The organism is Micromonospora sp. NBRC 110038, from assembly GCF_020884815.1.
In the GTDB taxonomy this organism is placed as follows: Bacteria; Actinomycetota; Actinomycetes; order Mycobacteriales; family Micromonosporaceae; genus Micromonospora; species Micromonospora haikouensis.
In genome coordinates this window covers 1851118-1874162 of sequence record NZ_BBOL01000001.1, presented here as the reverse complement: position 1 = coordinate 1874162, position 23045 = coordinate 1851118, and the positions used below count along the sequence as shown (strand labels likewise).

Sequence of the window (23045 nt, the reverse complement as noted above, 5' to 3'; positions counted from 1 at the left end):
CGGAGGCGCCACCCGCGATCGGGTGGCGCCTCCGTCGTTCTCCCGTGCGGCGGCCGGAACGTTCTCTCCTCCCCCGCGTGCTCCTTCTTCCCCGCGACGGTCAGGTCGAGGCGAGCGCCTCGGTCGGCGTGAGCCGGGCGGCCCTGATCGACGGGTAGACCCCGGCGACGACGCCGACCACGACGGCGCCGCCGAGCCCCGCGAGCGTCGCCGGCAGCGGGACCACGACCGGCCAGCCCTGGTGGACCGCGTACGCGGCGGTGGCGGCCAGGCCGACCAGGGTCCCGGCGACACCGCCGAGGGCGGCCAGCGCGGCCGACTCGGTGAGGAACTGGGCGCGGATCTGGCCCCGGTGCGCGCCCAGCGCCCGACGCAGGCCGATCTCGGTGCGGCGTTCCCACACGGCGATCACCATCGTGTTCGCCACCCCGATGCCGCCGACGAGCAGCGCGACCGCGGCGAGGCCGAGGAGCAGGGCGGAGAAGGCGCCCTCGGTGGCCCGCTTCGCGGCGAGGGCGTCCGACGGGCGGGTCACCACGACCTGCCCGGGCTGCACCGGCGAGACGGTGGCGGGCAGGACCGCGCGGACGGTCTCGATCGCCGACTCCCGGCACTGGACGTAGATGACGGTGGGATGGCCGTCGAAGCGGAGTTGGCTGCGGGCCGCCTCCCAGCCGACCAGGACCGAGCGGTCGATGTCGGGGGAGAGCGGCGTGGCGGCGAGGATGCCGACGACGGTGAACCACCGGTCGCCGATGATCACCATCGGTGCCGGGCCGCCGGTGGCGGGCAGGTCCGCGAACCCGAGCCGGGTGGCGGCGACCGAGCCGAGCACCACGGTCGGGAACCGCTCGGTGACGGGGTCGAGCCAACGCCCGGAACGCACCGTGGCGTTGATGGCCCGCGGCAGGTCGAGGCGGGCGGCGAGCACGGTCAGGCCGGAGCCGTCGCGAGCGTCGGTGCGGTCGTTGCGGCGCACCAGCGCGTGGGTGTTGGCGACCGCGCTCGCGACCGTGACCGGGCCGATGCGCTGCACCATCGCCACGGACTCCTCGGGCAGCTGCGGTGGCGAGTCCGTGTTGGGCTGCGCCATGACCTGGAGGCTGTTGGTGCCCAGGGCGGACAGTTCGCGCAGCAGCGCCGCCTGACTGGCGGCGGGGACGCCGGTGACCAGGACCGTGGTGGCGATGCCGATCGCGATGCCCAGGGCCGAGAACGCGGCCCGCATCCTGCGGGTACGGATGCCGAGCAACCCGACGTCGAGCAGGTCGAGCGGGGAGAGGCGGACGGGGCGGATCATCGGACGGCCGCCGTGTCCCGCACGAGCCGGCCGTCGCGGATCTCGACGCGGCGGGGCAGGCTGGCGGCGATCTCGTTGTCGTGGGTGATGACGGCGATGGTGGTGCCCTCCTCGTTGAGTCTGCGCAGCAGGCGCAGGACGGCGTGCCCGGTGCCGGTGTCGAGGGCGCCGGTGGGCTCGTCGGCCAGCACCAGGGCGGGTCCGTTGACGATGGCCCGGGCGATGGCAACCCGCTGGCGTTCGCCACCGGAGAGCTGGGCCGGGCGGTGGCCCACCCGGTGGGCGAGGCCGACCCGGTCGAGGGCGTCGAGCGCGAGCGCCCGGCGACGCCTGCGCGGGACACCGGCGTACAGCAGGCCGGTGGCCACGTTCTCGGCGGCGGTGAGGCCCTCGGCGAGGTGGAACTGCTGGAAGACGAAGCCGAGCCAGCGGCCCCGCAGGGCGGAGAGCTGACGGTCGGAGAGCGCGGCGACGTCCTGTCCCGCGATCCGGATGGTGCCGGAGCTGGGCCGGTCGAGGGTGCCCATGAGGTGGAGCAGGGTCGACTTGCCGGAGCCGGAGGGCCCGACGATGGCGAGCAGCTCGCCCTCGGCGATGTCGAGGCAGATCCCGCGCAGCGCGTCGACCCCGCCCGGGTAGCGCCTGCTGACGTCGCGCGCGGACAGGACGGTGCTCACGAGGTGGTCACCACCCGCGTGCCCGGGGCGAGCCCGTCTCCGCTGATCTCGACGAGGCCCTTGGCGAACATGCCGGTCTCGACCGCGACCAGGCCGCCGCCCTCGACCTGGACGGCGTAGCCGCCCTCGGCGAGCGCCAGCAGCGCGCCGACCGGCGCGACGAGGACGTCCTCGTGGGTCTCGGCGACGAAGTCGACCTGCACGTCGGCAAAACTGATCTTGGCGACGGCAGCGGACTTGTCCAGGGTGACCGTCACGGTGACCCTGGCCGGGCCGCCGCCCGTCGGGTCGTCGCCCGCCGCGGCCTGCACGGCCTGGCCGACGGCGGCGACCTTGCCGCCGACCGCGCTCTCGTCGGGCAGCCGCACGTCGACCACGTCGCCCGGCTCGACCGAGGCGGCGTCACCGACGTCCATCTGCACGGTGACCACCTTCGCGGTCTGGGTGACCGACATCAGCGGGGAGTTCGCGCTGTCCCCGGGCTGGGCGGCGACCGAGTCGACCCGGACCGCGCCGACGAGCACCGCCACGTCCCCGGGCTCGACCGCGCCGGTCGCCGGGACCCCCAGGTCGTTCTGCCAGCGCTTGACGGCCGCGCGCAGCCCGGTGGTCAGGACGGCCTCGCCCCGGCCCACCGTCACCGCCGGCCGGGACGCGGCCGGCGACGGAGCCGGCGACGGGACCAGCCGGGTGCCGGGCCTCGGCTGGTCGCCGATCTCGTAGCCGAGGGCGTCGAGGTTGTCGGCGACGATCCGCACGTCCCGGCCGACCGTGCCGAGGTCACGCAGCGGGCGGTACAGCGGCATCCCGCCGTAGAACAACGGCACCGGCCGGTCGTCGACGCGGTAGAGCTGCTTTCCGCGCCGGACCGCCGCCCCCGGCGCGGGCAGCCACGTCACCGTGCCGTCCCTGCCGCCCTTGAGCACCCGGGCGGCGCCGTAGCCGAGGGTGCCCGGCAGCGACTGCGCCATCGACATGTCCTGCCGCGCCAGCGCGACGCTGCGCACCCCGGCGGGTTCGTCGACGGCCGGCGGTCGTCCGCTGTCCCGGCCGAACCAGACGACACCCGCCGTGACGGCCAGCACCGCGAGGACGACGGCGGGCACCACCAGCCTCGGCAGGCGTCGGCGGCGCGGCGTCGGTTCCGCGCCGACGACCGGGATGACCTGGGTTTCGGTGTCCGACGGTGGCACCGTCCGGGGCAGTGACATGGCGCGATCGTGGCCCGGGAATATCAGGATCCTGTCAGGCCCGGGCGTGACCTTTCCCGCACCGCCGACGCGCCGCGCGGCGCACCGCCCCTGGGCTGCCCGGGCGCGGCGCGACCCACATCGCGGCCGAGGTCGCAGCCGGTTCGGAGCCCGACGCCTGACCTATAGTCCCCACCATGTGCGCACAGGTGATGCTCGCGGAGGACGACCGGCGGCAGGCCGAGGCGCTGCGCCGCTACCTGGCCGCGGAGGGACACGAGGCGACGGTCGTGTACGACGGCGAGGCGGCGCTGCGGCAGGCCCGGCAGCAGCCGTTCGACCTGCTCGTGCTCGACGTGATGCTGCCGGGGCTGGACGGCATGCAGGTCTGCCGCATCCTCCGGCAGGAGTCGGACGTGCTGATGCTGATGCTGACCGCCCGGTCGAGCGAGGACGACCTCCTGCGCGGCCTGGACCTGGGCGCCGACGACTACATGACCAAGCCGTTCAGCCCCCGGGAACTGGTGGCCCGGATCCGGACGCTGCTGCGGCGCGTCCGGACGACGGGGCAGGACTCCCCCGTGCACCGGGTCGGGCGGCTCACCGTCGACGAACCACGGCACACCGTGACCGCCGGTGGCGTCCCGGTCGACTGCACCGCCGGCGAGTTCGCGATCCTGGCCGCGATGACCCGCCAGCCGGGGCGGGTGTTCACCCGCGGCCAACTGCTGGAACACACCCGGGGCGTCGAGCGGGAGTCGACCGAGCGCACCATCGACGTACACGTGATGAACCTGCGCCGCAAGATCGAGCTGAACCCCCGCCGCCCCCAGCAACTGCTGACCGTCTACGGCGTCGGCTACAAGCTCAGCCCCGGGGCGCCGTGAGGCGGCAGCGGGTGCCGCCGCACCGCAGTCTGGTGGTGCGGCTGCTGGCCACCTCCCTGCTGGTGGCGGTCTGCGCGATCCTGGCGACCACCTGGCTGGCCGTGCAGTCGACGACCCGGGCGATCCGGCAGGAGCAGGGCCGCTCGCTCGCCGACGACAAGAGCATCTACGACACGATGGTGGGCTACGCCGCCACCCACCGGGACTGGTCGCAGGTGGCCCCCGTGCTCGCCGAGCGGGCCGGCAAGCTCGAACGGCGGATCACCCTGATGACCCCCGACCGGCAGGTCATCGCCGACACCGCGCCGCAGGGCCCGTCGCTGCACGCGGCGCGGCCGTCGGCGACCGTCGACCCGTTGCAGGTGGACCTGGGCCTGACCGGCGGGACCGAGCGGATCGACCCGCGCGCGCTCGGGCCGTACGTGTTGACCGCGCAGGAGAGTGCCTTCAGCCGGGCGCTGGCCTCCCGGTGGCTCGGCTGCATCCGCGGCGAGTCCACGCTGGACGGCAAGGTCGTCGTCGGCCCGGGCGGGCGGGCGTCGGTGCAGGTGATCGGGCCGGACGTGCGCGACGTCGCCGGCTTCTGCCTGCCGACCGAGCTGGCCGAGCCGCTGCCGAGCGAGGCCAAGGGGATCGCGCAGCTGAGGACCGCGACGAAGACCTGCCTGCGCGAGGCGGGGCTGCCCGACCGGGTCGCGATCAGGGCGGACCGCACCGCGACCCCGAGCGGCGACGCCCGCGTCGACCGGCAGACCGACGCCTGCCTGCAGAAGGCGCGGCTCGCCCAGCTCAGGTCGTACGTGGCCCCGCCGGCCCTGCTCTTCGTGACCGACGAGGCCCAGGGCACCGCCGAACCGGTGTTCAACCTGTCCCGGGACAACGCGATCCGCATCGCCCAGGTGACGGGAACGGTGCTGGCCGCCACCGTGCTGATCACCGTCCTGGTCGGGCGGCGGCTGGTCCGGCCGCTGCGGGCGCTGACCGACGCCACCCGACGACCGATGGACGAACAGGCCCGGGTCCCCGTGACCACCCGCGACGAGATCGGCCTGCTCGCCACCGCCCTCAACGACCTCGCCGCCCGGCGGGAACAGACCGAGGCGCTGCGCAAGAGCATGGTCAGCGACGTGGCGCACGAGCTGCGTACGCCGCTGACCAACATCCGCAGCTGGCTGGAGGCCGCCCAGGACGGCCTCGCCCAGCCCGACGCGCAACTGCTCAGCCTGCTGCTCGACGAGGCGCTGCTGTTGCAGCACATCATCGACGACCTGCGGGACCTGGCCGCCGCCGACGCCGGTGACCTGCGCATCCACCGCGAGCCGCACTTCGTGGCGGACCTGCTGGAGCAGGTCGTCGAGGCGCACCGGGGCGCCGCCGAGGCCGCCGGGGTGCGGCTGGGCACCGAGCTGCTCGCCGACCCGGAGCTGCCGGTCGACGGCGCCCGGCTGCGGCAGCTCGTCGGCAACGTCGTCGCCAACGCGGTCCGGCACACCCCCGCCGGCGGCTCGGTCACCGTGCGCTGCGCGGTGCGCGACGACCAGGTCGCCATCGCCGTGTCCGACACCGGGACCGGCATCGCGCCCGCCGACCAGGCCAAGGTCTTCGACCGGTTCTGGCGGGCCGACGACTCGCGGGCCCGCAGCACCGGGGGCAGCGGGCTCGGCCTGTCGATCGCCCGCAAGCTCGCCGAGGCCCACGGCGGCACGATCGGCCTCGAGAGCGTCCTCGGCCGGGGCAGCACCTTCACCATCCGGCTGCCGATCGCCGAGCCGGCGGCCTCCGGTCACCGCCGTCCCGTCGCCGGGCGGTAGCGGAGCGGGGCGGCGCCTGTCGGGTCGCCGGGCCGGCCGCAGGGCGGGCGCGGTGCTCACCGCCCGCCGCGGCGCAGCACCAGCGTCACGAAACCCAGCACGTGGCGGTATCCGCGCAACCACTGGTCGCGGTGCTCCCGGGCGGCGGTGAGCGCCTCGGCCGCGTCCGGGTGGCCGGGGTTGTCCAGCGCCCACTCCGTGAGCGAGCCGATCCACGACCATTCGTAGTCGTCCCACTCGGCGGCGTCGCTGACGTGGGCGTACGTCGGCGTCCAGCCGGCCCGCTCGGCGGTGTCGACCAGGCCGGCGAGGTCGGTGAACTCCTCGGGCTTCACGCCGAGCGCCGCCAGCGCCTGCGGGGTCGGCGGGACCTGCCAGAACCCCTCGCCGACCAGGAGGACGCCGTCGGCGTTCACGTGCCGGCCGGCCAGCTCCAGCGTCCCGTCGAACCCGCCGAACGCGTGGGTCGAGCCGACGCACAGCACCAGGTCGTAGTCGCCGTCGGGCACGTACGTCCGGGCGTCGCGCCGGTGCAGGGTGAGCCGGTCCGCGAGGCCGCGCGCGTCGGCGGCGCCGGCGGCGCGTTCGAGGGCGTACGCGCTGACGTCCACGCCGTCCGCGTGCCCGTCCGGATAGTGGGCGAGGGCCTGCAGCGCCCAGGCCGCCTCGCCACAGCCGAGGTCGAGGACGCGGGCCGTCGGTTGCCGGCCCGCCCGGCGCAGGAGCCGGTTGACGTTGACCCCGAAGATCGGGGCCGCGATCGGGTGGCGCGAGTGCGCGATGCTGCTGAGCCGTTGACGATCCACCGCCCGAGTCAACACGACTCCGGCCGCCCACCGCACCCCGGTTGCCGGGCCGGGCGCGGCCCCGCCACGGGCGGACCGGTCACGGCGGATTCAGCGGCCTGGCCTTCTGCGGGTGGATCGTCTCGTGACGGGCCAGCATCGCGACGAACTCGGCGATCTTCCGCTCGCGGGTCTCTGCTCGCTTGACGGCGTTGAGGCGGTAGACGAGAGCGAACCGGTTGGTCCTGGTGAGCACGTCGAACATGGCCTGGGCGGCGGGGTCGGCGGCGATGGCGGCGAGGAGGTCGGCCGGCACCTCGGCCTCCGACGACGGGGCGTAGGCGGCCGTCCACCGCCCGTCGGCCTTGGCGGCCTCCACCGCCGCGCGGCCCGGGGGCAGCATCCGCCCGTCCGCCTCCAGCCGGGCCACGTGGGCGACGTTGCGCTGCGACCAGACGCTGCGGGGCCGGCGCGGCGTGAACCGGATCCAGGAGGTCTCCTCGTCCCGCTTGCGGGCCTGCCCGTCGATCCAGCCGAAGCACAGGGCCTCGTCGACCGCCTGCTGCCAGGTCAGCGTCGTGACGGTGCCGCCCTTGCGGGTCAGGGCGAGCCAGACGCCGGGCGACGTGGCGTGGTGGACCGACAGCCACGCGCGCAGCGCGTCCGCGTCCGCGACGATCAACTCGTCCAGTTCGGCAGTCGCCATGACCGGCAGGTTAGTCGCTGCCGCGGTGGCCGCGCCCTCCGCCCGTCGCCTCGCCCGGCCGGCCGAGCCGGCGGGTGGCTCGTCGCGCGCGGATCCGGTCACGAGGTGACGGCTCGGGAACCGTCGATCAGCGCGGTCATCGCGCGGCGGATGCGGCTCTCCGCCGCCGGGTCGGTTCCGTCGGTGAGGGCGACGTGGTGGAGGACGCCGACCACCGCCAGGGTCAGCGCCTCGGCGTCGGCACCCGCCGGTATCCGCCCGAGTCGTCGTTCGGCGGCCAGGTATTCGACGACCGCCCGGTGTAGTGGGCGCAGTGCGGCGGTGCCGGCGCCCAGCACCGCTTCGGTCCTCGCGGCCAGCGTCGGCCGACAGGCGATCAGGCGGGTGACGGCGAGGACGGTGAGCAACGGGGTCGCCAGGACCGTCTCGCTGAGGTTCCCGGCGACCGTGCTCGTGCCGGCGCGTCCGGTGAGGCCGGTGGCGGCGCCGGCGATCTGGAAGCTCCGGTCGACCGCGTAGCCGACCAGGAAGTCGTCGAAGTTCGCGAAGTGGGCGAACAGCAGCCCCGTGGCGACGCCGGCCTCGCGGGTGACGGCCCGGCTGGTGAGCTCGCCGGGGCCGCTGGCGGCGATCACGCGTTCCGCGGCGGCGAACAGGTGCTGCCGGGGTTCGACGATGGGGACTCCGCGTGGCATGCCCGAAGTCTACGCGTATTGCATCCGAATGAGCAGACGCTCATACTGTTTGAGCAGTTGCTCATTCCAACCTCGGGAGTGCGGATGAAACGAGCGGTGATCGTGGGCGCCGGCATCGCCGGTCTCGCCACGGCCCGACGGCTGGCACAGGACGGGTGGCACCCGCTCGTCGTGGAACGCGCCCCGGCCCGGCGCAGCGGTGGATACCTGGTGAACCTGCTCGGCGCGGGCTACGACGCCGCCGAGCGGCTCGGCCTGGTCCCGGCGCTGTCCGATCGCGCGCTGGGCCTGTTCACGACAGTGCTGGTCCGAGCGGACGGGCGGCCGAAGCTCACGGTGCCCTCGGCCGTCGCCGCGGCCGCGCTCGGCCCCCGGACCATGACGGTGTTCCGGGGCGACCTCGAGAATGCGCTGTACGAAGCGGTACGCGACCACGCCGAGATCCGCTTCGGCACCACGATCGCCACGATCAACCAGGACGCCGGCCGGGTGAAGATCAGCTTCAGCGACGGCACCACCGAGAACGCCGACCTGCTCGTCGGCGCCGACGGCGTGCACTCCGCGACCCGCACGGCGTTGTTCGGCCCGGATCACCGGGTCGACCTGCCGTACGTGGTGGCCGCGTTCCCGCTCCCCCAGCCGCCGGCGGAGGTGCCCGAGTCGTCCGCCACGACCTTCATCGGCCCCGGACGCACGGCGGCGATCGTCAACCTGGGCCCGCACCGCTCCTCGGCCTTCTTCACCTACCGCTGCGCCGACCCGGGCCGGGAGCTGACACGCGGACCGGTGGACGCGCTCCGCGCGGCATTCGGTGACCTGGCAGGGGGCGTACCCGAGGCGATCCGCCACGTGGAGACCGACCCGAGCAGCGCCTACTTCGACCGGGTCAGCCAGGTAGACGCGCCACGGTGGAGCATCGGCCGCGTCGCGCTCCTCGGCGACGCGGCCTGGTGCGTCACGCTCTTCGCCGGACACGGCGCGGCCCTGGCACTCGCCGGCGCCGACCAGCTCGGCGCCGCCCTGCGACGACACGGCCACGACGTCCCGTCCGCCCTCGCGGAATGGGAGACCGGCCTACGCCCCGAGATCGTCAAGCGGCAGGCGCTCGCCCGCCGCGGCATGTACCAGTACGCGCCACCGAGCCGGTTCCACGTCTGGATGAACGACGTCACGATCCGGGCGATCACCCTCCCCGGCATCCGCGGCCTCGTCCGGCGCGGCATCGAACGACAGAACCGCTGACAGCGCGTCCCGGCCTCGCCAGCGGCGTCACGCCCGGTATGCCCTCCACTGTTCGGCCGGGGTGAGCGGCACGAGCGGGGGCCGCTCCACGGCCGTGGTCAGCTCGATCCGCCGGCCCTCGGCCGCCGACCGCAGCAGGGCGGTCATCGTGTCGAGCACGTGCAGCGCCACGTCGCCGCCGGCCCGCGGCGGACGCCGGCCGCCGGCGGTGACGGCGTCGATCAGGCCGACGCCCCGGGAACCGTCGACGTAGCCGGCCCCCGGTGGCACGACCTGCCATTCGGCGCCGCCGAGCGCGAACAAACGGACCTCGCCGTCGAAGTAGTTCGGGTCGGGCACGGCGAGCGTGCCGGTCTCCCCGTGCACCTCGATCGGCGCGGCCGTCGTCGCGACGCCGTCGAAGCTCGTGGTGAGGGTGGACAGGGCGCCGTCGGCGTGTTCGAGCACGCCGGTGACGTGGGTGTCCACCAGCACCGGAACCCGCTGGCCGAGGCGCGGGCCCGAGCCGATGACGCGCTCGGGGCGCAGCCGGCTGGCGGCTCCGTGCACCGCGCGGACCGGCCCGAGCAGGTGGACGAGCGCCGAGATGTAGTACGGCCCCATGTCCAGCAGCGGCCCCCCGCCCGGGGCGTAGTAGAAGTCGGGGTGGGGATGCCAGCGCTCGTGCCCCGGGGTGACCATGACGGCCGACGCGGACAGGGGGCGGCCGATGAGCCCCCCGTCGATGGTGGCGCGCGCCGTCTGCGTGCCCGTGCCCAGGACGGTGTCCGGCGCGCACCCGACGCGGACGCCGGCCGCCGCGGCCCGCTCGACGGTCGCACGGCCGTCCGGCAGCGTGGCGGCGAGCGGCTTCTCGACGTACACGTGCTTGCCCGCGTCGATCGCGCCGAGCGAGATCTCGGCGTGCGCCGCGGGGATCGTGAGGTTGAGCACCGTCTGCACGTCGGGGCGGTCGAGCAGGCGCTCGACGCTCACCGCCTCGGCTCCGGGAAGCCCGGCAGCGGTCGCGGCGGACCGGGAGGCGTCGAGGTCGGCCACCGCCACGATGTCCACCGCCGGGTGGTTCGCGAGCGTGTCCAGGTAGGCGCGGGAGATGACCCCGAGCCCTACTACGCCGACGCGGTGCGGGTCGCCCACACCATCCCCCTCTCGATGACGGTACGGATGCTCGGGTGCTCCAGCACGTCGAGGCTGTGCCCCGGGGTCGTCACGACGACGCGCCCGGCGCCCCACTGCCGGGTCCAGATCGCCGGCGAGGTGACCGGCCGGTGCCACGGCTGCCACGGCTGCGCCGGGTGGGTGGTGGTGGCCAGCACCTCGATGAGGTCGTCGTGCAGCACCCAGTACTGCTCGGTGACCAGCTCGATGTCCGGAATCCCCGCGGTGATCGGATGCTGCCGCCCCAGGTCGGTGACGCGTACGGTGTGCGGCAGGAAGTTGTCCTCCGCCCCACCGCGGCGCTCGCACGGCTCCTTGCCCGGATGGGTCGCGAACTGGCCGCCGACCAGGTGCAGATAGTCGGACGACATCCGGAACGAGTCCACGATGCCGCCGTGCCAGCCGGTGAACCCGGTCCCGGCGACGACCGCCGCGCACAGGCCCGCCACCTGCTCCGGGGTGATCTGCGACATCGTCACGCACTGCACCACGAGGTCGGTGCCGGCCATCTCGGCGGCGTCGGCGTAGACGTCCGTCGACTCCTCGATCCGCACCGCGTAGCCGCTGCGCTCGAGGAACGGAAGGAACAACTCCGTCGCCCGGACCGGTTCGTGCCCCTCCCATCCGCCCCGAACCACCAGCGCTCTGCGCCGCGTCATCCTCGCTCCCTCCCCGGATCGCCGCCCCGCCGGCCGTTGCCGGCCCGGCGGGGCGCCCCGATGCCTGTGCCCGTCGCGCAACCGTACTCACTCGACGGTGGATGCGGCACCGGCCGGATTCGGGGCGCGGTCGGGATGACCTCGGCCGTCCGGGGCGCGCCCGAGGCCGGTCACCCCGTTCCACCAGCGCGGTTGCCGCGTACCGGCCCTGCGGGCAAACTCCTTCCTGATCTGACTGAACCGTCGACCGGTTCAGCCCGTTGAGGGGTCGAATCCGCAGCCTGCCGAGGAGCGCCACGGTGCCACTGACCTCCAAGCCCTACCGCCAGCGCCTGGGACGGCTCGTCGGTGCGTTGCGGCGACGGATGCCCCGGCTCCCCGGCCCGCCGCTGGTCACCCGGATCGCCGCCGGCGTCCTCGTGCTGGCCCTCGCCGTGCTGGCCGGCTTCGCGGCGAGCGCCGGCTTCGGCACGGCCACCGCCGAGACGGTGCGCGAGGGCAGGCCGGTCCCCGCCGACCAGGCGCAGATGATCGCCCAGGCCGCGCTCTCCTGCCCGACGCTCACCGCCCCGCGCCTGGCCGGTCAGCTCATGGCCGCGTCGGGCTTCGACCCCGACGCGCGCACCGACAACGGCGGCTCCGGGGTCGCCGGCCTGAGCGACGAGGTCTGGCAGCGCTGGCGTCCCTGGCCCGACGCGCCCCGGCTGGACGTCGCGGCGAACATCGTCGCGCTCGCCCACCACATGTGCGACCTCGTCGGGCAGCTCCGGCACGGCGACATCGACGGCGACGCGTGGGAGCTGGCGCTCGCCGCCCACCACTCGGGGTTCTCCGTCGTGCAGGCCGACCGGCGCATCCCCGACGCGGCGGCCCCGTACGTGCGCACCGTCGCCGGATACACGGCGTGGTATTCCCGGCAGCCCGACTTCGACCGCGACGCCGCCGCCGGCCCGCCGACCGCCGCCCAGCCGGCGCCGGCCGCCGGCAGCGCGCCGCGCGCCATCCCCCAGGAGCACCTGGAGCTGATCCTCGCCGCCGGCAAGGTCTGCCCGGCGGTGACGGCGGCGAAGATCGCCGGCCAGCTGATGGCGGCGTCGGGGTTCAACCCGCACCTGCTCGGCGCGAACGGGGCCCAGGGCATCGCCCAGTTCCTCCCCACGCTCTGGAGCCGGTACGCCACCGCCGGGCAGTCGCCGTGGGAGCCGGCGGCGGCGATCCCCACCCTCGCCCGGACGATGTGCGCCCTCACCACCGACCTCGCCGGGCTCGCCGCCGACCCGTACCCGATCGCGCTGGCCACCTTCCAGTGGGGCCCGGGGGTGCAGGCCGGCGGCGCACCCAACCTGTCCGCGGTGGAGCAGCACGCCGGCCGGGTGCTCGCCTACGCCGCCTTCTACGCCCAGGACCCGCGCCTGGGCGGCCGTCCGTCGCCGCGTCCCACCGTCGCGCCGGCCGCCCCCACCGGCCCGGCGCTGGCCCTGCCCACCCGCAGGCCCGCCGCGGGCGGCGACGCGTCCCGCCCGGCCGCCGCGACGACCAGGACCACGCCCGCGGCCCCCCGCCCCACCCCGACGACCCCCCGGGCGACCACCGCGGCGCCTGCGGCGACCAGCTACCAGATCAAGGGGTACGGCGGGAAGTGCGTGCACGCGCCCACGGCCGCCGACGGCCAGCAGCTCGTGCTCTGGGGCTGCGGCAGCTCGACCCGGCAGAAGTGGACGTTCGGCGGCGACGGGACCGTCCGGATGGGCAAGCTCTGCATGGACCTGGCGAACGCCGCCACGGCCGACGGCACCCGGGTCCAGCTCGCGACCTGCAACGGCGGCTGGGCCCAGAAGTTCTGGGTCAACCCCTCCGGTGACCTGGTCAACTCGGTCGTCGGCAGGTGCGTCGAGGTGCGGGACTGGTCCACCGCCAACGGCACCGGCCTGCAGCTGGCCACGTGCAGCGGCGGGGCCAACCAGAAGTGGACGAAGGTGCGCGGCTAGCGGGGGGCGCCGAGGCGCGCCGACACCACGGCCGTGCCGTCGGCGTCGGCGACGGCGAAGAACGCCAGGGTGTCGACGGGGACGGCGATCTCGCCGGTGACCTCCTGCGTCCCGGCCGTCGCCGTCCACCGCGCCACCTGGTGGGTCCGGGTGTCGGCGGCGACCGCGTAGAGGCGGTATTCGACCCCGGCGGTCAGGCCGACCACGGTGGCCCGCACGTCGGCAACCGCGCCGGGCCGGTCGGCGCGGGCCGAGACGGTGACGGAGAGCCGCGCGGTGGCGCCGACCCCCTCCACCGTCACGCCCGCGTTGACCGGGTTGACGGTGGCCGGGCCGGCCTCGGGCGCCCGCCCGGCGTAGCGCTGGCCGAGGGAGACGCCGAGGGACACCGCCGCGACCACGGCGAGCCCACCGGCGACGAACCACAGCCGGCGGCCACGCCGGGCCAGGTCGGGGGCGTGTCCGGCCGGGCCCCGCCCCGCCGGACCGGTGGCGCCCGCCGGGCGGCGGCCCGGCCGGCTCCGACCCGTGCCCCCGGCGGGATCCGGCTCGACGGTCGGCCCGGCGGGCGGGGTGGAGTCGGGGCCGGCGGCGCGGGCGGAAGCGGGGCCGGCGGCGGGCTCGCCGGCACGGGTGGGGTCGGGGCCGGCGGCGGGCTCCTGGTCGGCGCGGGCCACGGCGGGCGGGGCCGGCTCCTCGGCCGGGGCGGGCGCGGAACCGACCGCGAGCAGCTCGGCGGCCTCGTCGCTGGTGAGCCCGGAGAACGCGGTCACCAGCGGGCCCAGCCGGTCGCACTCGTCCAGGCAGAGGGAGCACGTCCCGAGGTGGCGTTCGAAGTCCTGTTCGCCCTGCGGGTCGAGGTCACCCCACAGGTAGGGGGCGCACAACTCCAGTGGGGCGTGGGCCACCGGACCGGGGGCGTCGCTGTCGCTTCGGAGGTCGGTCATGGTCCGTCAGCTCTGCTCGGGGAGGCAGCGCCTCGCGGTTCTGCCGCCGCAATCGTATGCCATCGCGGTGGCGGCGGACGCCTCACGCACCGTCGACCGTACCGATGACGGCGCGCAACGCGCGCAGGGCGTAGTAGGCGCGGGACTTGACCGTGCCCTCGGCGATGCCGAACGCGGCCGCGATCTCGGCGGTGGACAGCCCCCGGAAGTAGACGGCCTCCACGACCCGGCGGTGCTCGACGCTGATCTTCGGCAACGCGTCCCGGATGGTCTGGGTGGTCACCACGCCCTCGGCCACGTCGCCGGTCGCCGGCATCCGGTTGAGGTCCAGCGAGCCGACCTCGGCCGGGCGGGCCTGTCGGGCCCGCGCCACGTCGATGGCGACCCGGCGCGCCACGGTGAACAGCCAGCGCCGCTGCGTCTCCGGGTCGACGGCGAGGTTGTCGATGTTGCGCCAGGCCCGGACCATCGTCTCCTGGAGCAGGTCCTCGGCGAGTTGCCGCTCACCGAGGGCCAGCCGCAGCAGAAAGCGGAACAGCGGATCGGCGTGGGCGTCGTGCAGCGCCCGCAGCCGCGCGTCGGGCGGGAGGTGCGCCGCCGACGACGTGGCCTCGACGTCAGCCGGAGACGAAGCCCGGTCGTCGACCCGGGTGTCGCCTGCGACCACCTCGATGCCGGCCCCGCCCGGCGCTTCCGCGTCCGGCACGCGAGAAAGACCTGCCACCCGGCGCCTCCCCAGCACACTCACCGTCCGCGTGACCGGCTGCGCAGGCGCATTCGGACAATCGGTCACACGGCGACTCAGGAGAGCATACGGGTAGCCCGCCGACGGCCCTTCGCTGCTGTCGCCCGGTGGCGGGCGGCGGGGCCGGGTCCCGTGGGCGCGGCCGGACCGCCGCACCCGTGGCGCGGCGGTCACGGCGTCCGCCACCGGCTAGACATGGGCGGCCGTCGCGGGGGTGACGTCCTCGGCGCGCAGCGTACGCAGGTCCGCCACGGTCGGGCCGGTCAGGCCGCGCAGCCGGCCCGCCTGCCGGGTCACCGCCTCGTCGAGGACCTGGCGGGCGTACCGGCCGTTGCCGAAGGCCCGGCCGTGGGGCACCTGCTCGAAGTGCCGGCGCAGGGCCGTCAGGGTGTCCCCGGGGCAGTCGTAGCCGCCGGCCCGCGCGATGCCCTCGAAGATGGCGACCAGCTCGTCGGCCGTGTACGGGGCGAAGTGGATCCGCCGCGAGAAGCGGGACGCCAGGCCGGCGTTCGCGGCGAGGAACTGCTCGATCTCCGCCTCGTACCCGGCGACGATCACCACCACCTCGTCGCGGTGGTCCTCCATCAGCTTGACCAGCGTGTCGATCGCTTCCCGGCCAAAGTCGTTGCGGGCGTCCGGCGGGGCCAGCGTGTACGCCTCGTCGATGAACAGCACCCCGCCCCGGGCCCGCTCGAACGCCTCCCGGGTGCGCTGCGCGGTGTGCCCGACGTACTCGCCGACCAGGTCGGCGCGGGCCACCTCGACCAGTTGCCCGCCGCGCAGCACGCCCAGCGCGGTCAGCAGCTGCCCGTAGAGGCGGGCCACCGTGGTCTTGCCCGTGCCCGGCGGCCCGGAGAAGACCAGGTGCCGGGAGACCGACGGGGCCGGCAGGCCGGCCCGGACCCGGGTCCGGACGGCGGCCAGCAGGTCGATCAGCTCGGCCACCTCCTGCTTCACCGCGTCCAGGCCGACCATGGCGTGCAGCCTGGCCAGCAGGGCGTCCACGGCGGCGGCGGGCGGCTCGTCGTCCACCGGGCCGGCGCCCACCTCGCCGAGATCCTGCGGCAGCAGCTGCGCCAGCTCCACCCCGGACGCGGCGCCGCTGCCCGACAGCCGGAACGCCTGCCGGCTGACCATCTCCTCGAAGGTCTGCCGGGCCACCCGGGCGTTGCCGAACGAGCCGGTGCGCGGCATCGCCTCGAACAACGTCTCCAGGGCCAGGCGGGTGTCGTACTCCAGGGCGTAGTGGTGGCTGCTGCACAGCCGCTCGACGATCTGCACCAGCTCCGGGGTGCTGTAGCTCTCGAACTCGACGGTCTTGGAGAACCGGGAGGCCAGCCCCGGGTTCGCCGCCAGGAACGTGCGCATCTGCGCCGAGTACCCGGCGACGATCACCACCACCTCGTCGCGGTGGTCCTCCATCAGCTTGACCAGCGTGTCGATCGCCTCCCGGCCGAAGTCGTGCCCCGAGCCGCCGCCGTCGACCGGGGCCAGGGTGTACGCCTCGTCGACGAAGAGCACGCCGCCGATGGCCTCCCGGAACCGCTCGGTGGTCTTCACGGCCGTGCCGCCGATGTGTTCGGCGACCAGGTCGGCGCGGGCCACCTCGACGAGTTGCCCGCCGGGCAGCACGCCGAGGGCGGCCAGGATCTGGCCGTAGAGCCGGGCGACGGTCGTCTTCCCGGTGCCCGGCGCGCCCGCGAAGATCATGTGCCGGGACATCGGCGGCGCGGGCAGCCCGGCCGCCGCCCGGCGCTGGCTGATCCGGTGCAGCCCGACCAGCGTCGCCACCTCCCGTTTCACCCCGGCGAGGCCGACCAGCGCGTCCAGTTGGGCCAGCAGCGGCGCGACCGGGTCGTCGGCGGCGGGCGCCGACGGCGGGGCCGGTGCCGCCGCCGCGCCGGTGGACGCCGGTGCCGGCGGGTCGTCGCGTACCGGCGGCTGCGGCGAGCGTTCCCGGCCCGGCCCGGCCCCGTCGGCGGGCCCGGCCGGGTCGACCGGCGGCGTGCCGCCGTCGCCGCCGACGATTTCCACGGCGGCGTCGGCGACCGTGGTACGCACCGGCCCTCCCTCGTTGCCGCGCAGTTCCGTACGGACCAGCCGCACCGGCTGGCGCGTCTCGACCAGCACCCCGGCCCCGGCGTTGCCGAACACCTCGCACCCGGTCAGCTCGCCCTGCGAGTCCCCGGCGAACCGCACCCCCGGCCCGCCGCTGCCCCGCACCCGGCTGCGCCGCAGGTGCACGGCCGCCCCGCGCTGCGCGGTGAGCCCGGCACCCCGGCTGCCGAGCACGTCCATGCCGGCCGCCCGCAGCCGCCCGGCCGCCACGAGCAGCCCGCTCGCACAGTCGCGCAGCGTCACGCCGTCCAGGACCAGTTCGCCGCCGGTGACCGCCGCGCCGGCCGTGCCGGCCCCCGTCACCTCGCCCCGCCGGACGCTGACCCGGGCCTCCTCGGCGACCCGCAGCCCGTCCTCGGCCGGCCCGGTGACGGTGAGGTCCTCGACCTCGGGCCGGGAGTTGCCCCGGGCCAGGAGCCCGGAACGGGCCCCGGCGACCGTCACCCCGTGGACGCTGCCGGTCGCCGCCCCGGCGAAGACGAGACCCGCCCCGTCGGTGGCGGTCAACGTGCCGCCCTCGATCCGGGGAGCCGCCGTGCCGGTGGCCACCAGGGCCGCGCCGGTCGTCACCTCGACGCGGAGCCCGCGATAGGTGCCGGTGGCGGTGGCCTGGACGCTGATGCCGTGCCCGCTCCCGACGGCCACGACGCAGTCGCGCAGCGTCGGGTCGGCGTGCCCGTCGACCAGCACCGCCGGGCCGGTCGCCGCGTGGATCTCGCAGCCGGTCAGCTCCGGGCCGCCCCCGGTCACCAGCACCGGATGGCCGGCGGTGTCCGCGATCCGGGTGTCGACCAGTCGCACCGCGCCGTCCTCGACGACCAGCCCCGGGCCGTCGACGGCGCTGATCACGCACTGTTCCAGCAGCCCCCGTCCGCCGGCGGTGCACAGCACCCCGCTACCGCGGACGTCGGTGAGGGTGCACTCGCGCAGGACCGGGTCACCGCCGGTGATGGCGACGGCCACCGTGCCGATGCCGGCAATCGCGGTCCGGGTGACCTGTCCCGTGCCGGCACGTTCGAAGAGGAGACCGGCGCCGCCGGGGTTGCCGACCCGACCGTCCCGCATGGCCAGTTCGCCGCCGGGCACGTGCACCGCGACGATGCCGCCGGCCCGCACGGCGCACCGGGTGAGCTCCAGCCGCCCGCCGCGGACCTGGACCGTCGGGAGCTGCCCCGCGCCGCCGACCAGCTCGATGCCGTGCAGCGTCACCGATCCCCCGCCGACGAAGAGCGCGACGCCCTCGCCGCCGTCGATGGTCACCGTGCCCGGCCCCTCCTCGGCGATCAGCGTGACGTCGCCGCCGAGCTGGATCTGCTCGCGGTAGTGCCCCGGCTGCACGACGACGGTGGCGCCGGCCGGTGCGACGGCCAACGCGCCCGCGATCGTCGACTGGCAGCCCGGCTCCGTCTGGGAGACCGCCATCACCGTACCGTTCACCCCTCACCACCCTCTCGTCCTGTCGGTTGGGCCCGCCCCGGCGGTCCGTCGGGGGGCGCGACCACGCCCCGCCGGTCGTCCCGCCCGGCGTCGTCGGGGAGGGCGAACAGCCGCCCGGCCGCGTCGAAGCCGGGTGCCACGGCCAGCGGCGCCGTCGTGGCCGTCGCCCGGGCCCCGGCCCCGGCGGCCGCCCGCAGCCGGACCAGGGTCTGTTCGCCGCCGGAGGCCGCCCGGCCGGGCGGCAGTTCCCGGAGGAAGACCCGCTGGGAGTCCCGGACGCCGGACGGCTCCAGGGCGAGCACCTCGAAGCAGGTCCCGGCGGGGAAGACGGCGGGGCCGGACGCGCCGTCGGCGCGGGGGGCGGCCCGCGTGCCGGGCGGGCCGCCGCGCGGGGCGGGGCCGGCCACGGCGAGGCCGCCGAGCCGGCGGGCCCCGGTGGACCAGATCACCAGCTCGGCTCCGCCGTCGGGGACGACGGGGGGCACCGGGTCGACGTCGAGGAAGGCCGGCTCGACCAGGAGCGTGCCGGGCCGGTACCCGGGCTCGGGCAGTGCGGTCGCCGCGCGGAAGACCGGGCCGAAGACCGCTGGCAGGCGGCGCAGCCCGTAGGCGATCCAGCGGGCCAGCAGCGCCGGGTCGGCGGCCGGGTCGGGTCCGGTGCCGTCGCGCAGGGCCGCGTTCACCGTCTCCCGCTCGCCCGCGCAGTAGGCGCGGACGGCGACCAGGCCGGCCGGCAGGTCCGGGGCGCCCGTCGCCGCCACCCGCAGCCCCGGCTCCTCCGCCAGGGTCCGGGTCACCACCTGGGTGTGCGAGTCGTACCGGCCGGCGAGGATCCGGCGCAGCGCCGCCCGGTCTTCGGCGGCGAGCGTACGCCCGTCGGGCCGCCACGGCAGCGGAACCCGGGCCGGGCCGGTCGGCGGGGCGACCGGCCGCCCCGAGGCGGGCTCGCCGGCGCGGGCCGGCGGCGCGGTGGCGACTGCCGCACCGGACGGGGCCGGTGCCGCCGGTCCCGCCGCCGCGCCCGATCCCGACGCGGCCACCGCGCGGGGGGTACCCGACGCGCCCACCGCGCGGGGCGGCTCCGGCGGTCCCGCCGGCGGGCTCGGCGCCGGCGGTTCCGGCACGACGCCCGCCGGGGGCGGGTCCGCCGGCGGGGCCGACGCCGGCTCGGGCGGGCCGGCCGGTGCCGGGTCGATCCGCAGCAGGTCGAGGCCGGGGGCCCGGAGCCCTCGCCACCGTCGCGCGACGTCCGGCGGCACGAGCGCCGCATCGACGGCCGACGCGGACCGGCCGACCGCGAGCACCGACGCGACAGCGGTCGCCGCGGGTGGCGCGGGTGGCGCGGGGTCGGCCGGGCTCGGCGGCGACGGCGCGGGCTCCGGCGCAGGCGTGTCGGACGGCGCGGGTTCGGGCGGGGCCGGTGAGACGGACCGCGCGGTGCTGGCGCGCGGGGGCAGGACGGGACCGAGGTCGCTCACCAGCCGGGCGGCACCGGCGGGGCCCCGGGGATGCCACCGGCGGAAGGTGCCCGGGGTGGTGAGCAGGCCCGTCGCGGTGACCTCGACCCGGGCGTCGCTGGCGACCACCGGGCGGGCGAGTGCGTCGGCGAGGGCCCCGAACAGCATCCCGGCCACGGCGGGGTAGGGCATGCTGCCGCGAAGCGCCACGGGCCGCCCGTCGCGCCACACCGCGGCCAGGTGGCCGGCGAGCACCCCGGGCGGCACCGGACGCCCGCCGACGCGGAAACCGCCGGCCCCGATCGCCACCTCTAACAGGAACGCGTCGAGGGGCTCCGGGTCGGACCGGCGGGGCTCCTCGGCGTCCAGGAAGGACCAGCCGCCCGGGATCGCCCGGCCCGGCGGCGGCCCGGCGGCGGCCGGCGGGAGCGGTGGTCTGCCGGTCGCGGCGGTGGGCCGGGGCGGGCCGGGGCGGGCGGGTTCCGGGTCGGACGTCGGCAGGACCGGCAGCCAGGTGTACCCGTCGCCGGCCCGGGTCACCCGCCAGCCCTCGGGCATCCCCGGCGAGGCCAGGCCCGGGTCGTCGCCCGGCCGGGGCGGCGTGGGCTCGTCGACCGGCCGGGATGGACCAGGGTCGTCGACCGGCCTCGGCGGGTCCGGCAGCGGGGCGCGCCAGGCCGCGGGCGGGTTCTCCGGCCGGGCCGGCCCGCCGTCGGCGCGGATCCACCGCAGCGCCGCCGGGACGGCCCGGGTGGACACGGCCGGGGCGTCCAGCGGCACCGACCCGTCGATCCCGAGATCCGTGGCGAGCCCCGCCGCCAGGTCGGGCACCGCGCCGGGGTCGGCGTAGCGGCCGAGCGGGACCAGCCGGAAGCCGGAAGCCGAACCGCCGAGATGGCGGGGCAGCAGGTCGGCGAGGAGACCGAACAGGTCCGGCCGCTCCGAGACGGCCGACGAGCAGAGCACCGGGGTCCGGTCCGGGTCGGCCGGCAGGCGGGCGGCGACGCCGGTGAGGGCGGCGAACGGCTCGGCCTCGCCGTGGACGAGGAGCACGTCGCCGACGAGAACCGCGTGGACGGTCTCGGACGGGTCACTCATCGCCGGCCTCCCCGCCGCCCGCCCGCCGGGGGGACGCGGGGTCGCCCGGCCCTCCGACGGCCCCGGCCAGCGCCGCCCGCGCCCGGTGCACCGCCACCGCGTCCACGTCGGGCATGGTGTAGTCGGCCGCCCGGATCGCGGCCAGCAGCCCCGGGTCCGGGGCGACCCGGTACCGGGTCAGGTAGTGCCCGGCGGCGGCCGACCAGATCCACCGGCCGTCGCCGCGCAGGTCCGTCGGCACCTCCCGGGTCGGCTCGATGACGTCGGGCACCCGCACCGGGCTGGCGACCAGGCAGAACCCGGCGGCCAGGTACCCGGCGACCCGGTCGGCCTCGACCGCCGACAGCCGGGGCCGGTCAGCGCCGAACGTCGGGATCCCGGCGGCGTCGAGGGCGTCGAAGGTCGCCGCGATCCGCACCGGCTCGGCCGGTCGGGCGGCCCAGAGCAGGACGGCCCGCCTCAGCGCGTGGCGCTGGTAGGACGACAGGTCGGCGACGTCTGCGAAGACCTCGACCAGCGGGTCGTGCTCGCCGGCCGCCACCAGCGCGGCCTGGATACGCGCGGCGAGCGCGACCGCGCCGGCGCGGGCCTGCGCCAGGTAGACGCGCCTGGCCGGCGGGTACGCCGTCGCCGTGGCCGGGCGCCGCCAGACCCGCCACAGTCCGACGGGTTCGGCGCTGCCATCGACGGCGGCGACCGCAGCCCGGTCGACCGGGTCCGGTCCGGCTTCGCCGGCCGGCTCCGCGCTCCCGCCGGCGGGACGCGCCGGGGTCAGGGCGTAGGGCGGCGGGTCGTCCCGCTCGCACCGGGGCACGTCGGCGAGCAGGTCGTCCGGGAAACCGGTGGCGGTGAGCGCGCCGGTGAGCAGCCGCGCGTCGGCGTCGGTCAGGCGGACCTGCCGGGCCAGGGCGGCGAAGGCCAGCGCCCGGGCCACCTCGGTCACCTCGCCCGCGGCCAGCCACCGGCGGGCGGCGGCCAGCAGCGGCTCGGGGGCGTGCCCGGCGACCCGCAGCAGCACCCGGTGCAACGCCGACGGCACGGTCATGCCCCCACAACGGGGGGTCCACCCGGTTGGTTCAACCCGATCCGGTCCGCGTCGCACATCGCGGCGAACAGGAACGACAGCGAGCGGTGCACCGCCACCGCGTCGACCGGCGGCGCGGTGTAGCCGGCGGCCCGGATCTCCGCGAGCAGGCCCGGATCGGGGGCGAGGCCGTACTGGTCGGTGTAGTAGGTGACCGCCTCCGACCACAGCCACCGCCCGTCGCCCCGGAGCCCCGTCGGCACCCCGGCGTCGTCGGAGTCCGGGGCGAAGACGTCCGCCGACCGTTGCGGGCTGGTCAGCAGCGGCACGCCCGCCCCCAGGTACGCCGCGACCCGTTCCGCCTCGTCGTCGGTGAGCGCCTCGGGCGGGGCGGCGGGGTCGGGCGGCGCGGCCATCCGCAGCGGCTCTGCGGGGCGGGCCGCCCAGAGCAGGGCCGAGTAGGCCAGCGCCCGCCGCTGGTACGGCGGCAGCTCCGCCGGGTCGGCGAAGACCTCGACCAGCGGATGCTGCTCACCGGCGGCTTCCAAAGCGGAGCCGACCCGGGCCGCGAGGGCGACCGGCTCTGCGGCCTGCACGAGGTAGAGCCGCTTCGCAGGCGGATACCGCGCGTCGACGGCGGGGTAGCGCCAGGACCGCCACAGTCCCGCCGACCCCGGTTGCCCGGCCACGGCGGCCACGGCGGCCCGGTCGAGGTCGTCGGGCCCGCCGAACTCCTCCCCGCCTGCGGTCAGGTCCAGGCTGTACGGGACCCGGACCCCGGGCACGGCCAGCACCTGCGGGCCGACCGGGGCCATCCCGTACGCCACCTGCTGCTCCGGCTCACCCGGGAGCAGCCCGGCCTCGACGCCGCTGTCCTCGCCGAGGATCCCGGCGAGCAGTTCCGCCTCGGCCCCGGTGACCCGGACCCGCCCGGTCAGGCAGGTGAACGCCAGCGCCTGGGCCACCTCGGCGAGCTGGCCCGCCGCGAGCCACTGCCGGGCCGCGCTGACCAGGTCGTCCGGTGCCTGTCCGGCGAGACGCAACAGGAGCCGGTGCACGGCGGTGCCCCGGTCGGTGGCCGGATCGGTCGTCGCAGTCATGCCACCACAACGGGCACCGGG

General features: G+C 76.5%; 18 protein-coding genes. 4 read left to right on the top strand and 14 right to left on the bottom strand.

Features of this window, described 5'->3' with window-relative positions; all coding sequences use genetic code 11:
- Window positions 1-100: 100 nt before the first annotated feature.
- The 3 genes from LPU61_RS07260 to LPU61_RS07250 are packed head-to-tail and all read right to left on the bottom strand — an operon-like array spanning window position 101 to window position 3188.
- On the bottom strand, window positions 101-1300 hold the full coding sequence (locus LPU61_RS07260; protein WP_043963003.1) for an ABC transporter permease: 1200 nt from the start codon (window positions 1298-1300) through the stop codon (window positions 101-103).
- Window positions 1297-1977, bottom strand: a complete 681-nt coding sequence (locus tag LPU61_RS07255; protein ID WP_077937327.1) for an ABC transporter ATP-binding protein — start codon at window positions 1975-1977, stop codon at window positions 1297-1299. Before LPU61_RS07255 ends, LPU61_RS07260 begins: the two co-directional genes overlap by 4 nt.
- Window positions 1974-3188, bottom strand: a complete 1215-nt coding sequence (locus LPU61_RS07250; RefSeq protein ID WP_229404494.1) for an efflux RND transporter periplasmic adaptor subunit — start codon at window positions 3186-3188, stop codon at window positions 1974-1976. Before LPU61_RS07250 ends, LPU61_RS07255 begins: the two co-directional genes overlap by 4 nt.
- Window positions 3189-3364: 176 nt before the next feature.
- Here LPU61_RS07250 and LPU61_RS07245 point away from each other — a divergent pair, with 176 nt between their 5' ends.
- Together LPU61_RS07245 and LPU61_RS07240 are read left to right on the top strand one after the other, a co-directional pair.
- Window positions 3365-4054, top strand: coding sequence for a response regulator transcription factor (locus LPU61_RS07245; RefSeq protein WP_082106279.1), 690 nt, complete (start codon window positions 3365-3367; stop codon window positions 4052-4054).
- 11 nt (window positions 4055-4065) lie between these two features.
- The gene (locus tag LPU61_RS07240; RefSeq protein ID WP_052503724.1) at window positions 4066-5865 is read left to right on the top strand and encodes a cell wall metabolism sensor histidine kinase WalK; all 1800 of its coding nucleotides are present in this window, start codon (window positions 4066-4068) and stop codon (window positions 5863-5865) included.
- Between the two features lie 56 nt (window positions 5866-5921).
- Here the strand turns inward: LPU61_RS07240 and LPU61_RS07235 are convergent, their stop codons facing one another.
- The 3 genes from LPU61_RS07235 to LPU61_RS07225 form a co-directional block, all read right to left on the bottom strand.
- Entirely contained in the window at window positions 5922-6671 is a 750-nt protein-coding gene (locus tag LPU61_RS07235; RefSeq protein ID WP_229404493.1) for a cyclopropane-fatty-acyl-phospholipid synthase family protein, read from the bottom strand.
- Window positions 6672-6750: 79 nt separating this feature from the next.
- Window positions 6751-7356, bottom strand: a complete 606-nt coding sequence (locus LPU61_RS07230; RefSeq protein ID WP_229404492.1) for a YdeI family protein — start codon at window positions 7354-7356, stop codon at window positions 6751-6753.
- Window positions 7357-7454: 98 nt separating this feature from the next.
- Complete coding sequence (locus LPU61_RS07225; protein WP_043962996.1) at window positions 7455-8051, bottom strand: TetR/AcrR family transcriptional regulator; 597 nt, start codon at window positions 8049-8051, stop codon at window positions 7455-7457.
- An 84-nt stretch (window positions 8052-8135) separates the two neighbouring features.
- Between LPU61_RS07225 and LPU61_RS07220 the strand changes: the two genes are divergently transcribed.
- On the top strand, window positions 8136-9293 hold the full coding sequence (locus tag LPU61_RS07220) for an FAD-dependent oxidoreductase (protein ID WP_229404491.1): 1158 nt from the start codon (window positions 8136-8138) through the stop codon (window positions 9291-9293).
- A 27-nt stretch (window positions 9294-9320) separates the two neighbouring features.
- Here the strand turns inward: LPU61_RS07220 and LPU61_RS07215 are convergent, their stop codons facing one another.
- A complete protein-coding gene (locus tag LPU61_RS07215) occupies window positions 9321-10430 on the bottom strand; it encodes a Gfo/Idh/MocA family protein (protein ID WP_229404490.1) in 1110 nt (369 codons plus the stop codon).
- On the bottom strand, window positions 10403-11110 hold the full coding sequence (locus tag LPU61_RS07210; protein ID WP_043962993.1) for a ThuA domain-containing protein: 708 nt from the start codon (window positions 11108-11110) through the stop codon (window positions 10403-10405). Before LPU61_RS07210 ends, LPU61_RS07215 begins: the two co-directional genes overlap by 28 nt.
- A gap of 299 nt (window positions 11111-11409) precedes the next feature.
- On the opposite strand from LPU61_RS07210, the gene LPU61_RS07205 reads away from it, so the two are divergent.
- The gene (locus LPU61_RS07205; protein ID WP_229404489.1) at window positions 11410-13098 is read left to right on the top strand and encodes a ricin-type beta-trefoil lectin domain protein; all 1689 of its coding nucleotides are present in this window, start codon (window positions 11410-11412) and stop codon (window positions 13096-13098) included.
- Here the strand turns inward: LPU61_RS07205 and LPU61_RS07200 are convergent.
- The 6 genes from LPU61_RS07200 to LPU61_RS07175 form a co-directional block, all read right to left on the bottom strand.
- Window positions 13095-14045, bottom strand: a complete 951-nt coding sequence (locus LPU61_RS07200) for a hypothetical protein (protein WP_043962992.1) — start codon at window positions 14043-14045, stop codon at window positions 13095-13097. The two genes, LPU61_RS07205 and LPU61_RS07200, sit on opposite strands and share 4 nt — an antisense overlap.
- Window positions 14046-14127: 82 nt before the next feature.
- Entirely contained in the window at window positions 14128-14751 is a 624-nt protein-coding gene (locus LPU61_RS07195) for a sigma-70 family RNA polymerase sigma factor (protein WP_229404488.1), read from the bottom strand.
- Window positions 14752-14979: 228 nt separating this feature from the next.
- Window positions 14980-18345: an AAA family ATPase gene (locus LPU61_RS07190; protein ID WP_229404487.1), complete on the bottom strand. Its 3366-nt coding sequence runs from the start codon at window positions 18343-18345 to the stop codon at window positions 14980-14982.
- Window positions 18342-20900: a hypothetical protein gene (locus LPU61_RS07185; protein WP_229404486.1), complete on the bottom strand. Its 2559-nt coding sequence runs from the start codon at window positions 20898-20900 to the stop codon at window positions 18342-18344. The genes LPU61_RS07190 and LPU61_RS07185 overlap by 4 nt, the downstream gene beginning before the upstream one ends.
- The gene (locus LPU61_RS07180; RefSeq protein WP_229404485.1) at window positions 20893-21945 is read right to left on the bottom strand and encodes a hypothetical protein; all 1053 of its coding nucleotides are present in this window, start codon (window positions 21943-21945) and stop codon (window positions 20893-20895) included. The genes LPU61_RS07185 and LPU61_RS07180 overlap by 8 nt, the downstream gene beginning before the upstream one ends.
- Window positions 21942-23024, bottom strand: a complete 1083-nt coding sequence (locus tag LPU61_RS07175) for a hypothetical protein (RefSeq protein WP_229404484.1) — start codon at window positions 23022-23024, stop codon at window positions 21942-21944. Before LPU61_RS07175 ends, LPU61_RS07180 begins: the two co-directional genes overlap by 4 nt.
- Window positions 23025-23045: the final 21 nt, after the last annotated feature.

Excerpts from the sequence above, each read along its gene's own strand:
- LPU61_RS07260 (WP_043963003.1), bottom strand. The coding sequence starts at position 1,300 with ATGATCCGCCCCGTCCGCCTCTCCCCGCTCGACCTGCTCGACGTCGGG.
- LPU61_RS07250 (WP_229404494.1), bottom strand. The coding sequence starts at position 3,188 with ATGTCACTGCCCCGGACGGTGCCACCGTCGGACACCGAAACCCAGGTC.
- LPU61_RS07245 (WP_082106279.1), top strand. The coding sequence starts at position 3,365 with ATGTGCGCACAGGTGATGCTCGCGGAGGACGACCGGCGGCAGGCCGAG.
- LPU61_RS07230 (WP_229404492.1), bottom strand. The coding sequence starts at position 7,356 with ATGGCGACTGCCGAACTGGACGAGTTGATCGTCGCGGACGCGGACGCG.
- LPU61_RS07225 (WP_043962996.1), bottom strand. The coding sequence starts at position 8,051 with ATGCCACGCGGAGTCCCCATCGTCGAACCCCGGCAGCACCTGTTCGCC.
- LPU61_RS07220 (WP_229404491.1), top strand. The coding sequence starts at position 8,136 with ATGAAACGAGCGGTGATCGTGGGCGCCGGCATCGCCGGTCTCGCCACG.
- LPU61_RS07210 (WP_043962993.1), bottom strand. The coding sequence starts at position 11,110 with ATGACGCGGCGCAGAGCGCTGGTGGTTCGGGGCGGATGGGAGGGGCAC.
- LPU61_RS07200 (WP_043962992.1), bottom strand. The coding sequence starts at position 14,045 with ATGACCGACCTCCGAAGCGACAGCGACGCCCCCGGTCCGGTGGCCCAC.
- LPU61_RS07185 (WP_229404486.1), bottom strand. The coding sequence starts at position 20,900 with ATGAGTGACCCGTCCGAGACCGTCCACGCGGTTCTCGTCGGCGACGTG.
- LPU61_RS07180 (WP_229404485.1), bottom strand. The coding sequence starts at position 21,945 with ATGACCGTGCCGTCGGCGTTGCACCGGGTGCTGCTGCGGGTCGCCGGG.
- LPU61_RS07175 (WP_229404484.1), bottom strand. The coding sequence starts at position 23,024 with ATGACTGCGACGACCGATCCGGCCACCGACCGGGGCACCGCCGTGCAC.